This is a genomic window from Janthinobacterium sp. GW822-FHT07H11 (assembly GCF_058798615.1).
Window position 1 is genome coordinate 3,282,235 of the sequence record NZ_CM179507.1, and the last position, 16,045, is coordinate 3,298,279.

Consider the following 16,045-nt stretch of genomic DNA (forward strand, 5'->3'; position numbering starts at 1 on the left):
ATCAGGCCGGCTGTCGCAGCCCCTCCATGGCGGGAGGGTCCGCCTCGGATGGCGCCCAGGCGTCAGGCAGCTCGTCGGCGCGGCGCAGGGCGGGGATGCTGTAGGCCAGCAGGGCGACCAGGCTCATCGCCAGGCCCAGTACGATGAACATCAGGCCCATGCCGCGCCCCGCGCCCGTGCCGATCAGCTGGCCGATGGAGCCGGCCAGGGCGCCGCCCGGCATCAGCAGCGGCTCGAACACATGCTCGGCCAGCGGCCCCGCCAGGCAGTAGCCGACCGGCATGGCCGCTTCCGACAGCACGCGCTGGATGGCGAAGCAGCGTCCCTGCAGGCCGGGCGGGACCTTGCTTTGCCACAGCGAATCGTTTGACGCGCTGATCACGGGCAGGGTCAGGAAGAAGACGAAGCCGGCCGCCGTCACCAGCACGAAGGACGGCGCCAGGCCGTGCGCGGCCAGGGCCAGTCCCGCCAGCAGGGAAAAGCCCAGCACGCCGTTGATGCGCTTCTTCATGCCGCCCGAGGCCGCCATCAGCACGCCGCCCAGCAGCAGTCCCGCGCCGCCGATCGACATCTGCACGCCCAGCAGGGCCGGATCGGCCATCGACAGCACCAGCGGCGTGATGGTGATGGCGGCGATGCCGAAGAGGAAATTGCAGGTGCCAAACACCAGCAGCAGGCCGAACAGGCTGTGGCGCTCGCGTACATAGCGCCAGCCCGTCGCCGCTTCGCGCCACAGGCTTTGCCCTTCGCTGTCCTGGCTGCGCGGCGGACGCGGGATGCGCGCGGCCAGCATGGCGACGAAGGCGGCAAGGAAGGACAGCGCGTCGATCAGCAGCACGCCGGGCAGGCTGACCAGGCTCACCAGCACGCCGGCCAGCAAGGGGCCAGCCACCTGGGCGATGGCGCCGCCCGTCTGCACCAGGCCATTCACCCGGCTCAGCTGGCCGTGCGGCACCAGCAGCGGGATGCTCGACGCATAGGCCGGGCCGTGGAAGGCGTTGGCCAGCGCGGTGGCGCCCACGCACATATAGATGTGCCAGATCGCCAGCTGGCTGTGCATCAGCAGCGCCGCCAGCACCAGCTGGGCGCTGGCCGAGACGAGGTCGCAACACAGCATGATGCGGCGCCGGTCCCAGCGGTCGACGAGGGCGCCCGCGAACGGCGCGATCAGCAGCGCCGGCACGGCCATGGCCACGAAGATCAGCGCGAACTGCGTCGTCGAGCCCGTCGTACGCAAGACCCAGATGCCCAGTGCAAAGCTGGACAGGCGCGAGCCGATGCCCGAGGTCATCTGGCCGAACCAGATCAGCAGAAAGTCGCGCAAGCCCGCATAGCGGCCAGTGGACGTGTTCATGCGCATGCCCTTTCTTGTGGTGTGGCGCCCGCGTCGGGCAGGTAGCCCTGCCGGCGCATGTAGGCCAGATACGTGGCGAACAGCGCGCGGTCGGCCGGCGGGCAGACATGGCCCAGCGCCGCGGCCATGCGCTCGGTGGCGCCGCAGTCGAAGTCCGGCTCGCGCGCGTCGACCTGCTCCGGGAACAGGGCGGCGAAGCTGGCCAGCGCATTTTGCTGGCCAGCCGCCACCGCCTGCCGCAGGGCCGCGCGCCAGGCGGCGTAGTCAAGCAGCCGCACCTGGTGGCCGGCCGCGCGCAGGCCGTCCACCAGGGCGCCCGTCGGCAGGCGCGCGGGATTGAGGAAGTGCCAGGTGCCGTCGGCGCCATCGTCCGCCAGCACGCGGCGCGCGATGACGGCGCTGACGTGGTCGACGGGCGCCATGTCGTAGCTGGCGCCGGCGATGTCGGGCACGAGGCCCAGCTGCACGCAGCCCTTGACCCAGGAACTGAAATAGTCGCCCAGGTTGGCGCTGCCGCTGCCGCTGTCGCCGGTGATGCGGGCCGGCCGGTACAGCGCCACGGGCACGCCGCGTTCGCGCGCCGCCAGCGCCAGCTGCTCGGCGACCCATTTGCTCTGGTTGTAGCCGCCCTGCTGGCTGGCGGCCGTGGGCGGGGCATCGCCTTCGCGCACGGTGGCGCCGAGGTGGTCGGCGCTGACGTACACGCCCAGGGTCGAGACCATGTGCACGGCTTTCAGCGCGCCCGTGGTGGCCAGGCGCAGCACTTCGAGGGTACCGCCCACGTTGGCCGGCGCCAGGCTGGCATACGGCGCCAGGAAGTTGACCTGGCCGCCGTTGTGCACGATGGCGTCGGCGGTGCTGGCCACGCTGGCGTAGCCGTCGTCCGTCAGGCCCAGGCGCGGCGCGGCCAGGTCGCCCGGCAGCGGCACCAGGCGCGCCGCGTAGCTTTCCTGCCACAGGCCGTAGTGCTGCAGGTTGGCGCGCAGGCGCCGCGCGCCATCGTCCGCATGGTCGGCGCGCACCAGGCATAGCAGCCGCGCCGCGCTGGCCTCGAGCAGGTCGCGCAGCAGCCAGGCGCCGAGGAAGCCCGTGGCGCCCGTCACCAGGATGGCGCGCGGCGCGCCGGCCCGGCGCGGCGCGGCGCGCGCCGCGTCGATGTCGGCCGGCAGCGCGGCCTGCGCGGCCAGGTCGAGTTGCGGCGCAGCCACGCCGGCCAGCAGGTCGTCCACCACGCGCGACAGCGCGCTGATGCTGGGCGCGGCAAAGACGGCGCTCAGCGGCAGCTCGACGCCGAAGGCCTGCTGCAGCTGGAATACCAGCGGCAGGGTCAGTAGCGAATCGCCGCCGGCGCTGAAGAATTCATCGTCCGTGCTCAGGCCCTCGCGGCCCAGCACCTGCCGCCAGACGCCCAGCATGCGCTGCTCGGTGTCTGTCGCCGGCGCGATGATGGCGCGCCCTTCCAGGTGGTGCAGCGCCTGCGCGGGGGCGGGCAGGGCGCGCCGGTCGATCTTGCCGTTGCCGGTCAGTGGCAGCGCTTCCAGGCGCTCGAACAGGGCCGGCAGCATGGCGTCGGGCAGGCGCGCGGCCAGCTGGGCGCGCAGGGCGGCGCCCGTCACGCCGGGGCCGACAAAATACGCGAGCAGGCGCCTGTCGCCGGGCGCCACTTCCAGCACCGTGGCGACGGCCGCCTGCACGCCGTCGCAGGCCAGCAGCGCGCTCTCCACCTCGCCCAGTTCGATGCGCACGCCGCGCAGCTTGACCTGGTGGTCGCGCCGGCCCAGGAATTGCAGGCTGCCGTCGCTGTTCCAGCGCGCCAGGTCGCCGCTGCGGTATGCGCGCGCCCCGGCATCCGGGCTGTGGGGATCGGCGATGAAGCGTCCGGCCGTCAGCTCGGGCGCATGGCGGTAGCCGGCCGCCACGCCCGCGCCACCGATGGCCAGCTCGCCCGCCACGCCGCGCGGCGCCAGCTGCAGGTGGCGGTCCAGCACATAGGCGCGCACGCCGGGCAGCGGCCGGCCGATGGGCAGGTCGCTGCCCGCCAGGCCGGCGCCATCGACGGTAGCGAAGGTGGTGGCGCAGACGGTGGCTTCGGTCGGGCCATAGTGGTTGAACAGGCGCACGCGCCCGCCCGTCAGGCGGGCGAAGCGGCGCACCTGCTCCAGCGGGACGGCTTCGCCGCCGAACATCATCAGGCGCAGGCCGGGCAGCACGCCGCCGGCGGCGCTGGCGGCGCCGTCGAAGGCATCGGTCCAGCGGCGCCACAGGGCGGCCGGCGCGTCGATGGCCGTGACGGCGTGGCGCTCGCAATACGCTTGCAGTTCGGCCGCGCCCAGCTGGTTCGGCGCGCCGTGCAGCACCAGGGTGGCGCCACAGGCCAGCGCGGGGAAGATGTCGCCGACGGAGGCGTCGAACTGCAGCGGCGGTATCATCAGCAGGCGCTGGCCGGCCAGGTCGTGGACCTGGGCGAATGCGTGCAGCAGGTGCAGCACGTTGGCCTGGCTGACGCTCACGCCCTTGGGCGTGCCGGTGGAGCCGGACGTGTAGATCAGGTAGGCCGGTGCGGCGCCGTCGATGGCGGGCGCAGTAAAGCTGGCGCCGTCCGGCGCGGCATCGGTGGCCAGCACGGGCAGCTGGTTGGCGATGTCCTGCGCCTGCGCCTGTACTGCGGGCGGCGCGACGATGGCGATGGCGGCCGCGTCGTCCAGCATGAAGCGCAGGCGCGCCTCGGGCAGCGCGGGATCGAGCGGCACGTAGGCGGCGCCCGTGGCGACGATGGCCAGCAAGCCCGCCAGCGCGTCGGGCGAGCGGTCGGCCAGCAGCGCCACGTGGCCGCCCGGCCCGGCGCCCGCCGCCTGCAGGCGGCCGGCCAGCGCGGTGGCGGCGGCGAGCAGGCGCGCATAGCTCCATTCTTCGCCATGGCCGGCGATGGCCGTCGCTTGCGGGACGAGCGCCGCCTGGCGCGCCACCAGGCCGAACAGGCCGCCCAGCGGCAAGGCCGCCGGCGCGGCGGGCATCCCGCCATCGCCCAAGGCCAGCAACTGCGACCGCTGCGCGGCGGGCAGCAATGCCAGGCGCGATACGGGCGTGTCCGGCGCCTGCACGATGGAGGCCAGCAGCTGGGTAAACTGCCCGGCCAGGCGGGCGATGGTGGCGGCCTCGAACAGGTCCACGCTGTAATCGATGACGCCCGACAGCGTGCCGTCCTGCTCCGCCATCGACAGCGTGATCTCGAAGCGGGCCGCCTTGAACGGCGGCTCGAACGGGCCGGGGCGCAGGCCGTGCCAGGCCGCCTGCGCTTCCTGTGCGCTGGCGCTGGCGGACGGCGCCTGCAGCACGAACATGGCCTGGAACAGGGCGCTGCGGCCCGGCACGCGCTCGATGCGCAAGCCGTCGACGACGCGCTCCAATGGCGCTTCCGCATGCGCCAGGGCGTCGAGGAAGTGCTGGCGGTTGCGCGCCAGCAGGGCGCGGTAGCCCGGATCGTCCGACAGGTCGGCGCGCAGGGCCAGCGTATTGACGAACAGGCCGATCAGCGGCTCGCATTCGGCCGCGCCGCGGTTGGCGACAGGGGTGCCGACCACCACGTCATCCTGGTTGGCGTGGCGCGCCAGCAGCACCTGGAAGGCCGACAGCAGCGCCATGAACAGGGTCGCGCCCTCGGCTTGCGCCAGTGCCTTGACCGCGTCGCAGAGCGCGGGCGGCAGCGTGAAGCCGTGGCGTTCGCCGGCCGGCGACAGGCTGGGGCCGCGCGGCGCGTCGGTCGGCAAGTCCAGCAGGCCGCCGCTGCCGGCCAGCGCCTGCTGCCAGAAGTCCACCTGGCGCGCCAGCGCGGCCTGGCGTTCGGGCGAGCCTTGCCAGCGCACGATGTCGGGGAAGTCCAGCGCAAGGGGCGGCAGCGGCGACGGCGCGCCCGTCGCATGGGCGCGGTACAGCGCCTGCAATTCGCCATACAGCACGTTGAGCGACCAGGCGTCGGCGATGATATGGTGCAGCACCACTACCAGCGCGTACTCCTGCGGCGCCAGCGTCACCAGGCTGGCGCGCAGCAGCGGCGGGCGCGCCAGGTCGAACGGGCGCTGCGTCTCGGCGCCGGCATGGTCCAGCGCGGCCGCCTGCGCGGCGGCGGCGTCCAAGTGCGACAGGTCAAGGCGCTGCAGGGTGAACGGCGCGTGCGCCGCCACCGTCTGCAGCGGCTGGCCGCCTTGCTCGCCGAAGCCGGTGCGCAGCGCCGCATGGCGCGCCACGATGGCGGCAAAGGCCGCTTCCAGCGTCTCGGCGTCGAGCGCGCCGCTGAGGCGGCAGTGCTGGTACAGGTGATACGCCCCCGTGCCCGGTTGCAGCCGCTCGAAGAACCACATGCGCTGCTGCGCCGGCGATTGGGCGAACGGCGTGCCGGCGGCCAGCGGCGGCAGCGCGCGCACGGCGTCGGCCAGCGAGGGCCGCGACACGGCGGCGCCGGCCAGGCGCTGGCGCAGCAGCGCCAACTGCTGTTGCGTCAGGCGCGCCAGGCGCGGGTCCGCGTGCATGGGGGTATTGTTTGGATTCATGAGTTTTCCAGTGCGCCGTCCAGCAGCGCTTCGATGTTGTCGTCGGTGAGGCCCTCGAGCTGGTCGAGCATGCTGGCCAGGTCGCCCGCGTCCAGGCTGTCGAGGCGGTTGCGCATCAGGGCCGCGCCAAAGGCCGCCACCGTGGGCGCCTCGAACAGCAGGCGCAGGCTGAGTTCGCCGCCAAAGGCTTTTTGCGCGCGCATCACCAGCTGCGTGGCCAGCAGCGAATGGCCGCCCAGCTTGAAGAAGTTGTCCTCGATGCCCACGCGCTCCAGCCCCAGCACTTCCTGCCACAGCCCGCACAGGATTTCCTCGTCGCCGTTGCGCGGCGCGACATAGCTGTCGCCGGGCGCCGCCGCCATGTCGGGCTGGGGCAGGGCGTTGCGGTCGACCTTGCCGTTCGGCGTCATCGGCAACTGCTCCAGCATCACGTAGGCCGACGGCATCATGTAGTCGGGCAGCCGGGGCGCGATGGCGTCGCGCAGCGCGGCCGCCTGCAGGACCTGGCCGGGCTGGGACAGCAGATAAGCCACCAGGCGCTTGTCGCCCGGACGGTCTTCGCGGCAGGTGACGACGGCCTGGCGCACGCCCGCCTGTTCGCCCAGCACGGCCTCGATTTCCCCCAGTTCGATGCGGTAGCCGCGCAGCTTGACCTGGTTGTCGATGCGGCCCAGCACTTCCATCGTGCCGTCGCGGTTCCAGCGCGCCAGGTCGCCCGTGCGGTACAGGCGCGCGCCCGCTTCCGGCGAATGCGGGTCGGCGAGGAACTTTTCCGCCGTCAGTTCGGGCCGCGCGTGGTAGCCCTGCGCCACGCCGGCGCCGCCGATCAGCAGTTCGCCCGGGATGCCGGGCGGCAGCGGCTGCAGGAAGGCGTCGGCCACGTACAGGCGCGTGTTGGCGATGGGCCGGCCAATGGCGATCGGCGCGCCGCCGGACTCGATTCTGTCCACGCTGGACCAGATCGTCGTTTCCGTCGGGCCGTACATATTCCACAGGGTGCCGCCGCCGGCCAGCAGGCGGTCGGCCAGTTCGCGGCTCAGGGCTTCGCCGCCGCACAGCATGGCCATGCCGGGACGGCTTTGCCAGCCGGCGTCGAGCAGCATGCGCCAGGTGGCCGGCGTGGCCTGCAGCATGCTGGCCTGCGAGCTGTCGAGCAGGCGCGCCAGTTCCACGCCGTCGGCCGCCGTGCCGGGGTCGGCGATTTCGATGCGCGCCCCCACGGCCAGGGGCAGCAGCAGTTCCAGCACGGCGATGTCGAACGACAGGGTGGTCACCGCGCACAGGCGGTCGGCGGCCGTGATGCCGGGCCGCTCCTGCATCGCCAGCAGGAAGTTGTGCACGGCGCGGTGCGGCACGCGCACGCCCTTCGGCCGGCCCGTGGAGCCGGACGTGTAGATCACGTATGCCGTCTCGCCCGCCGCCACCCGGGGCGCGGCCGCCACTTCGTTCAGGCGCGCCTCTTCCAGCAGCACCAGGGCCGCGCCGCCGGCCGGCAGCAAGGGCGCCAGCGCGCGTTGCGTGACGACGAAGCGCGCCTGGGCGTCGTCGAGCATGAAGGCGATGCGCTCGGCCGGATAGATGGGGTCCAGCGGCACGTAGGCGGCGCCCGCCTTGAGGATGCCCAGCAGCGCCACCAGCATGTCGGGCGAGCGCCTGACGAACAGCCCCACCAGCTCGCCCGGCTGCACGCCGCGCGCCAGCAGGTGGCGCGCCAGCGCGTTGGCGCGCTGTTCCAGTTCCATGTAGCTCAATTCACGGCCCAGGTGCGACAGCGCCACGGCGTCGGGCGTGCGCGCGGCCTGCGCCTCGAACAGCGCGTGCGCCGTGGCGTCGCGCGCGGCCGCCGGCAGCGCGCGCGCCGTGTCGTTCCAGTCGTGCAGCACGCGGCGCCGCTCGGCGGGCGTGAGCAGCTCGAGCTCGGACAGGCGGCGGTCCGGGTCGCCCAGCGCGCTTTGCAGCAGCTGCTGCAGGTGGCCGGCCATGGCGGCGATGGTGGCCGCGTCGAACAGGTCGGTCGCATATTCGATGTACATGGCCAGGCCGTGGTTTTCCTCGCTGGCGAACAGGGTCAGGTCGACGCGCGAGGTGCCCGAGGAAATCACGCCCGGCTCGATCGGCGACAGTACCAGCCCTTGCAGGCGGATTTCCTCGGACGGGAAGTTCTGGAAGAACAGCATTACCTGGAACAGCGGCGAATGGCTGAGCGAGCGGTCGATCTTCAGCACGTCGAGCAGGCGTTCCACGGGCATGTCCTGGTGCGCGTACGCGCCCAGCGTGCCGTCCTTGACGCGCGCCAGCAATTCGCGGAAGGTGGGGTCGCCCGCCAGGTCCGTGCGCAGCGCCAGCGTGTTGGCGAAAAAGCCCACCAGCGCCTCGAGCTCCTGGCGCGGCCGGTTCGCCACGCCCATGCCGATGACCAGGTCGAGCTGGCCCGTGTAGCGCGCCAGCAGCGCCTTGAAGGCGGCGGCAAAGACCATGAACGGCGTCGCGCCCTCCTGGCGGCCCAGGCGCTTCAAGCCGTCGTAGAGGGTCGGGTCGAGGCGGTGCACGGACGCCGCGCCGCGCCGGCTTTGCTGCGCCGGGCGGGGGCGGTCGCCCGGCAGTTCCAGCACGGGCGGCGGGCTGACCAGGCGCTGCTGCCAGTAGGCGAACTGCTTGCGCATGGTCTCGCCCGCATCGTCGAGCAGCGCGTTTTGCCACAGCGTGTAGTCGGCGTACTGCAGCGGCACTTCCTGCAGCGGCGACGGCTGGCCCGCATGGTAGGCGTCATACAGCTGGCACAGCTCCGTGAAGATGATGGTGTAGGACCAGCCGTCGAGCGCGATATGGTGGCCGTTCAGCATGAACAGGTGCTCGTCCTCGTCCAGGCTGATGAGGACCGCGCGCAGCAGCGGCCCCGTGCTGAAATCGAAGGGCGTGCCCGCTTCCTGCTGCGCCAGCGCCCCCGCCTCGTCGCGCCGCTGGGCCGCGGGCAAGTGCGCCAGGCTGACGCGCCGCAGCGGCACCGGCGCCGGCGCCAGGATCGCCTGCCGGGGGCCGGCGTCGTCGGTGACGATGGCCGTGCGCAGCACTTCATGGCGGCGCACGATCTCGTCGAGGGTGCGCTGCAGGATGGCGCAGTCGGGCCGCCCGTGCATCCACATGGCCGTGGGCACGTTGTAGGTGGCCGAATTCGGATCCATCTGCTCGAGGAACCACAGGCGGTTCTGCGCATGCGAGACGGGGATGCGCTCGGGGCGCGGCTGGCGCGTGATTTCCTTGCGCGCGGCCGGTGCCGCCTGCCTGCTCAATTGCTGCATCAGCAGCGCGCGTTTTTCCGGCGACAGGCCGGCCAGGCGTTGGTTCAAATCGCTCATGTCATCATCCCAGGATAGGCGAGTCGCCGACGGGCGCGGGCGCGTGCTGCAATTGCGCGCTGGCCTGTTCGTCGCTCAGGTTGTCAAGTTGCTTGAGGAGTTCGTCGAGCGCCTCCGCATGCTGGCTGGCCAGCTGCAGGGCGATGGCGTCGGCCATCGGCGCCAGGCACGGCGCGTCAAATATGGCGCGCAGCGGAAAATCGATGCCATAGTGCTGGCCGATGCGGGCCACCAGCCGTGTCGCCAGCAGCGAATTGCCGCCGATGTCGAAGAAGCTGTCCTGCGCCTGCACGCTGGCGCCGCGCAGCAGGGGGCGCCACAGCCGCGCCAGCGTTTCCTGCTCGGCCGACAGGGGCGCCGCCGCCGCCGCCGCGGCCATGGCGGGGTCGGGCAGCGCTTGCCGGTCCACCTTGCCGTTCGCGTTCAGCGGCCAGCGTGCGAGCACGACGAAGGCGGCCGGCAGCATGTAGGCGGGCAGCTGGGCGCGCAGCGCTTCGCGCGCGGCCGTCACGTCGAAATCCGCAGCGGCCGTCAGGTAGGCCACCAGGCGCTTGTCGCCGGGGCTGTCCTCGCGCGCCAGTACCAGTGCTTCGCGCACGCCGGCGCAGGCGGCCAGGCGCGTCTCGATCTCGCCCGGCTCGATGCGGTAGCCGCGGATCTTCACCTGGAAGTCGTTGCGGCCGGCAAATTCGATAGTGCCGTCGGCGCGCCATTTGCCCAGGTCGCCGCTGCGGTACAGGCGCGCGCCGGGCACGCCGGAGAACGGGTCGGCGATGAAGCGCTCGGCGCTGTGCCGCGGCAGGTTCAGGTAGCCGCGCGCCACGCCATCGCCGCCGATGTGCAGCTCGCCAGCCACGCCCACGGGCACCGGCTGGCCCAGAGGATCGAGCAGGTAGACCTGCGTGTTGCCGATCGGCCGGCCGATGGGAATCGCGCGCGCCTCGTGCGGTGCGCCCGTCACCGCATAGGTGGTGGCAAAGGTCGTCGTCTCGGTGGGGCCATAGCCATTGAGCAGCTGGCGCGGCGGGCGCGCCTTGCCCATGACGCGCGCCACCACCTGCGGGTCGAGCACGTCGCCGCCGGCCAGCAGCCAGCGCAGGCCGCCAAAGGCTTCCTCGAGCGCGTCCGCGTACTCATGAAACAGGCCCGCCGTCAGCCACAGGGCCGTCGCGCCGCCATCGGCCAGCGCGCGGTTCAAGCGCGCGGGGGCGAGCACGGTGTCCTGGTCGAGCACCAGCAGCGAGGCTCCGTTCAACAGCGGCGCCCACAGTTCCCAGGTGGCCGCGTCGAACGCCGGATTGGCGCAGTGCGCCACGCGGTCATCGCCGCGCAGCGGCGCGAAGCCGCTGTCGACGGCCAGGCGCACGATGTTGCGGTGCTCCACCATCACCCCCTTGGGCGTGCCTGTCGACCCGGAGGTGTACATGACGTAGGCCAGCGCTGCCCCGTCGATGCCGCTCACGCCAGGCGTCGTTTCCGGCAGGCCCGGCGCCAGTTCCGCGCCCGTCTCCACCAGCAGCGGCGGCGGGCCGCCGGCCGGCAGGCGGCCCGCCAGCGCGGCGCTGCTGACCACCAGCGCGGGCGCGGCGTCGGCGAGGATATGCGCCAGGCGCTGCGGCGGGCAGTTCGCTTCCACGGGCACATACGCGGCGCCCGCCTTCAGGATGGCCAGCAAGGTCGACACCAGCGCATCGCCGCGTTCGAGCAGCACCAGCACGCGCTGGCCCGGCTGCACGCCGGCGGCCAGCAGCGCATGCGCCTGGCGGTTCGCCTGCGCGTCGAGCGCGGCATACGTCAGGCTGCGCGCGCCGTGGCGCAGGGCCAGCGCTTGCGGCGTGCGCGCCGCCTGCTGCTGGAACAGCGCATGCACGGTGGCCTCGCGCGTGGGGGGGACGGTGGCGCGGTTGAAGTCCTGCAGCACCTGCCGGCGCGCGCCCGCATCCATCAGCGGCAGGCGGCCCAGCGTCAGGTCGTCGTCGGCCGCCATGGCCGCCAGCACGGCCTGCAGGCTGGCGGCCAGGCGGGCGATGCCGTCATGGTCGAACAGGTCGCTCGCATATTCGATGTGGCCCGTCACCTGCCGGCCGTCGTCGTCGAGCAGCAGCGACAGGTCGAAATGCGTTGTGGCCTGGGGCAGCGGCAGGGGGCGCGGATCGAACAGGGTGCCGTCGCCATCGGCCGCCGGGGTGTTGTCGAGCGCCAGCACGCTCTGGAACAGGGGGCTGTAGGCCAGGCTGCGCACGGGCCTGACGGCATCGACCACCTGGTCCAGCGGCAGGTCCTGGTGTTCGTAGGCGGCCAGCGCCGTGGCGCGGATGCGCGCCAGCAGGGCGGCCACCGTGGGGTCGCCGTGCAGGCGCACGCGCAGGGCCAGCGTGTTGACGAAAAAGCCGGGCAGCGCTTCGAGTTCGGGCAGCGGGCGGTTGGCGACCGGGGTGCCGATGACGATGTCGTCCTGGCCGCCCAGGCGCGACAGCAGCGCGCTCCAGCCGGCGAGCAGGGTCATGAACAGGGTGGCGCCGTGGCGGGCGCCGAGCTGGCGCAGCGCGGCGGCCAGCGGCGGCGCCAGCGCGAAGGCCAGGCGCGCGCCCCGGTAGCTCTGGCGCGCGGGCCGTGGCCGCTCGAGCGGCAGCGCCAGCAGGGCTGGCGCGCCATCAAGCTGGGCCTGCCAGTACGCCTGCTGCGCGCGCAGCGTGGCGGCATGCGCGGGATGGCGCTGCCAGTGCGCATAGTCCGCATACTGGAAGGCGGGCGCGGGCAGCGGGTCGGGCAGGCCGGCGCTGAAGGCCGCGTACAGGGCGGCCAGTTCGGCGCGCAGGACCCCCAGCGACCAGCCGTCGCTGACGATGTGGTGCTGCACCAGCAGCAGTTCGTGCTCCTCGGGCGCCCGGCGCAGCAGCAGGGCGCGCAGCAGCGGGCCGCGCGCCAGGTCGAACGGCTGCGCGATCTGCGCCGCGTACAGGGCCTGGGCGGCGGCGTCGCGCCGTTCCGGCGGCAGCGCCGAAATGTCTTCCTCGGCCAGCGGCAAGGCGGGCGCCGCACCGGCCAGCTGGTGCGGCACGCCGTCGCTGGCGCCGAAATGCGTGCGCAGGATGGCATGGCGCGCCAGCAGGGCGTCGAGCGCGCCGCGCAGCGCGCCTGCGTCGAGCGGGCCGCGCAGACGCCACGCCACCGGCATATGGTAGGCGGCGCCGGCGGCGGCGTCGAGCTGGCTCAGGAACCACAGGCGCTGCTGCGTATACGACAGCGCCACCTTGCCGTCGGCAGGCAGCGCCAGTGCTGCCAGCGCAGGCAGGGCGGCACTGGCGGGGGCGCTGTCGAGAATGGCGGCCAGGCCGGCGACCGTGGGCGCGCCGAACAGCTGCCGCAGGGTGAGGGCCGTGCCGCTGGCCCGGCGCAGCCGCGAGAGCAGCTGGCCGGCCAGCAGCGAATGGCCGCCCAGCTCGAAGAAATCGTCGTGCCGGCCCACTTCCTCCAGTCCCAGCAGTTCGCGCCACAGGCGCGCCACCAGCATCTCCTGCGCGCCCAGCGGCGCCTCGACCTGGCGGCCGGACAGCGCGGCGCGGCCGGGCGCGGGCAGCGCGCGGCGGTCCACCTTGCCGTTCGGCGTCATGGGAAAGTGTTCGAGCAGCACGAAGGCGGGCGGCACCATGTAGGAAGGCACGGCTTGCGCCAGCAGCGCGCGCAGGCTGGCGATGGTCGCCGCGACGTCCTCGGCCGCGGCGGCGCAGCGCACGTACGCGGCCAGCCGCTTGTCGCCGGGACGGTCTTCGCGGCACACGACGACGGCCTGGCGGCAGGCCGGATGGCTGGCCAGCACGGCCTCGATCTCCCCCAGTTCGATGCGAAAGCCGCGCAACTTGACCTGGTTGTCGATGCGGCCCAGCATGTCCAGGCGCCCGTCCGGGGTCCAGCGCACCAGGTCGCCCGTGCGGTACAACAGGCTGCCGGGCACGCCCGAGAACGGATCGGCGATGAATTTTTCCGCCGTCAGCGCGGGCCGCGCATGGTAGCCGCTGGCCACGCCCAGGCCGCCGATCAGCAGTTCGCCGGGCATGCCCACGGGCACCGGCTGCAGGTGGCGGTCGACCAGGTAGACCCGGGTATTGCTGACGGGCTTGCCGATGGTGACCAGGCCTTCGCCGGGCAGCACCTGCTCGCCCGTCGAGTAAATGGTGGTCTCGGTGGGGCCGTACAGGTTCCATAGCTGCGCCACCCTGGGCAGCAGGCCGTCGGCCAGTTCGCGCGTCATCGGTTCGCCGCCGCTGATGATGCGCAGGCCGGGGCGGCCCTTCCAGCCGGCGTCGAGCAGCATGCGCCAGGTGGCGGGCGTCGCTTGCACCAGGGTGGCGCCGCACGCGTCGATCAGATCGGCCAGCGCCAGGCCGTCGGCCGCCGTGGCCGTGTCGGCGATGGCGACCGTGGCGCCCACGGTGAACGGCAGCAGCAGTTCCAGCACGGCGATATCGAACGACAGGGTGGTGACGGCGCAGACGGTGTCGGCGGCCGTCATGCCCGGCTGGTGCAGCATGGCGGCGAAAAAATTCACCAGCGCGCGGTGCGGCAGCAGCACGCCCTTGGGGCGGCCGGTGGAGCCGGAGGTGTAGATCACATAGGCGGGAGAAGCGGGATCGACGGCCACGCTCACCGATGCCGTGCCGGCCTCGATATCGTCGATCGCCACGTAGCGGTGGTCGCCGGCCGGCAGGCTGGCTTGCAGCGCGCGTTCGCCCAGCACCAGGCGCGCGCCCGCATCGTCGCGCATGAATGCCAGCCGCTCGGCCGGATAGGCGGGGTCCAGCGGCACGTAGGCGGCACCCGCCTTGAGGATGCCCATCAGGCCGGCCACCAGTTGTGGTCCGCGCCGCAGGTGCAGGCCCACCAGCTCGCCCGGCCGCACGCCCAGCGCCAGCAGGTGGGCGGCGATGTCGTTGGCGCGCCGCGCCAGCGCGCCATAGCTGACGCGCTGGCCGTCATGCACGATGGCGTCGCGTTCGGGCGCGCGCGCCGCCTGGGCATCGATGAAATCGTGCGCATTGCGCAGCGGGCCGAGCTCCAGCGCGCTGGCATTCCAGTCCTGCAGCTGCACGCGCCGCTGCGCCGGCGACAGCAGGTCGAGGCGCGCCAGCGGCGCCGCGGGATCGGCCAGCAGCGACTGCAGCAACTGGCGCAGGCTGTCGCCCCAGGCGGCGATGCAGTCGGCGTCGAACAGGTCTTGCGCATAATCGAGCCGGCCCGCATAGCCGCCGCCGGCGCTGTCGTCAAGGATCAGGGCCAGGTCGCATGGCGATTCCCCGGCGGCGTGGGGGCCGAATGCCAGCAGGGTCTGGAACAGGGGGCTGAAGCTGGTGCTGCGCGCCGGCTGCAGCGCCTCGACCAGCTGCGCCAGCGGGCCGACGGCATGGCGCGCCGCCAGTCGCAGGGTTTCGTCGGCTTGCGCCAGCAGCGCGAGGCCGGTGCAGTCTTCGTCCAGGCGCAGGCGCAGCGGCGCGATGCTGGCGTCGTGCTGGCCGGTGCCGATCACCAGGTCGTGCTGGCCGCTGAGGCGCGACAGGAAGGTCGCCCACGCCGCCAGCAGGACAGCTGGCGGCGCCACGTTGCAGCGGCCGGCCAGCCGGCGCACGTCGGCCATGGTGCCGGCATCGAGCATGAAGGGCACGCTGGCCGTGCGCCAGCTCTGGCGCGCCGGCCTGGGGCGTTCGCTGGGCAGTTCAAGCAGGGCGGGCGCGCCGTGCAGGTGCTGGCGCCAGAAGTCGGCGTGCTCCTGCGCCAGGCAGGGCGCAAGGATGGGAGACGCGGCGGAGGCCGCCTGGCCGCCGTGCCGCAGATAGCGGAAGTAGTCTGTCAGAGCCATGGTATGCACCGAAAAGTAAGACAGTGAATCATTCCGATCCGTGCCGAGGCGGCTGGCACGGAAGTCGGGGCGGGAAATCAGCGTTGCGAATATAGCACCGTGTTTTTCATTTCCAGGGCATCTTGGTGTTTTCAACTTAATAACAACACCTGGCCCGCATAATGATTATTCAGGCCATTTTTCGATTATTCGTGCGCATGGGCGGGCGCCATGATCAACGCGAATCAGGCAATGCTGGCGGCGGTTTTCCCCGCGGTTTATATCGCCACGCGAATATCTGCCTGGCAGCGCTGGCGGTCTTTCCCAGGGGCTGGAAGCACTGCCGGCGGAAGGTGGGGATGAGTAGGGATGCGGATGGCGGGCGTGACTGCGCATGCAAATGCGGCGAAGAATATGCGATTTGAAAGCTGAATCGCAGCTGCTTTTTTATCCGGGGTTAATTGCTGCGCCTTGCTGCAATGCACATAAAATGCAATGTTAACTTGTTGTAATTTTTAGTAAAATCGTAAAACATGGAAAATATTGTATCAATGACTTGTTGCAAAATATAAAAGACAAATGGCTGTAACATTCATTGTTTATTATGAAATAATGAGTTATTGCCATATTTTATTCGATTCAAGGGGCTGGTTTGCCTATGGATGATGCCATTTGACAAATATTTCCACATGTGTAAGGTGCTCTCATCAGGCGTGACGTGGATCTTCAATTGCCTTGCAAGATAAAAAATATAACCAATAGTCGCTATTTTCGTTTATTGCTATAATATTAATTTATGTTTCCGCATTTTCAAAAAAAAGCATTCTTTTCTATGCGCAGTGATATAAGAAATTTTCTATATGGCAATTTCAAAATACTATCGACGTATAAGAAAATTAAATAATTCAATATGGTTTGGTAGATGCTGGCTATCAAAAGTGTGGTAGGGATGTCT

Annotated in this window: 4 protein-coding genes; all 4 read right to left on the reverse strand. The window is 71.2% G+C overall.

From position 1 onward, the window contains the following. Position 1: 1 nt before the first annotated feature. From AC3RCJ_RS14505 to AC3RCJ_RS14520, 4 genes are read right to left on the reverse strand one after another with little or no spacing between them, the layout of a single operon-like run. The gene (locus tag AC3RCJ_RS14505) at positions 2 to 1,354 is read right to left on the reverse strand and encodes an MFS transporter (protein WP_492964480.1); all 1,353 of its coding nucleotides are present in this window, start codon (positions 1,352 to 1,354) and stop codon (positions 2 to 4) included. Beyond that, a complete protein-coding gene (locus tag AC3RCJ_RS14510; protein ID WP_492964482.1) occupies positions 1,351 to 5,901 on the reverse strand; it encodes a non-ribosomal peptide synthetase in 4,551 nt (1,516 codons plus the stop codon). Before AC3RCJ_RS14510 ends, AC3RCJ_RS14505 begins: the two co-directional genes overlap by 4 nt. After that, positions 5,898 to 9,257, reverse strand: a complete 3,360-nt coding sequence (locus AC3RCJ_RS14515; RefSeq protein WP_492964484.1) for a non-ribosomal peptide synthetase — start codon at positions 9,255 to 9,257, stop codon at positions 5,898 to 5,900. The genes AC3RCJ_RS14510 and AC3RCJ_RS14515 overlap by 4 nt, the downstream gene beginning before the upstream one ends. Before the next feature lie 4 nt (positions 9,258 to 9,261). Beyond that, positions 9,262 to 15,111, reverse strand: a complete 5,850-nt coding sequence (locus AC3RCJ_RS14520) for an amino acid adenylation domain-containing protein (RefSeq protein WP_492964486.1) — start codon at positions 15,109 to 15,111, stop codon at positions 9,262 to 9,264. Positions 15,112 to 16,045 lie beyond the last annotated feature (934 nt).

Excerpts from the sequence above, each read along its gene's own strand:
- AC3RCJ_RS14520 (WP_492964486.1), bottom strand. The coding sequence starts at position 15,111 with ATGGCTCTGACAGACTACTTCCGCTATCTGCGGCACGGCGGCCAGGCG.
- AC3RCJ_RS14510 (WP_492964482.1), bottom strand. The coding sequence starts at position 5,901 with ATGAATCCAAACAATACCCCCATGCACGCGGACCCGCGCCTGGCGCGC.
- AC3RCJ_RS14515 (WP_492964484.1), bottom strand. The coding sequence starts at position 9,257 with ATGAGCGATTTGAACCAACGCCTGGCCGGCCTGTCGCCGGAAAAACGC.
- AC3RCJ_RS14505 (WP_492964480.1), bottom strand. The coding sequence starts at position 1,354 with ATGAACACGTCCACTGGCCGCTATGCGGGCTTGCGCGACTTTCTGCTG.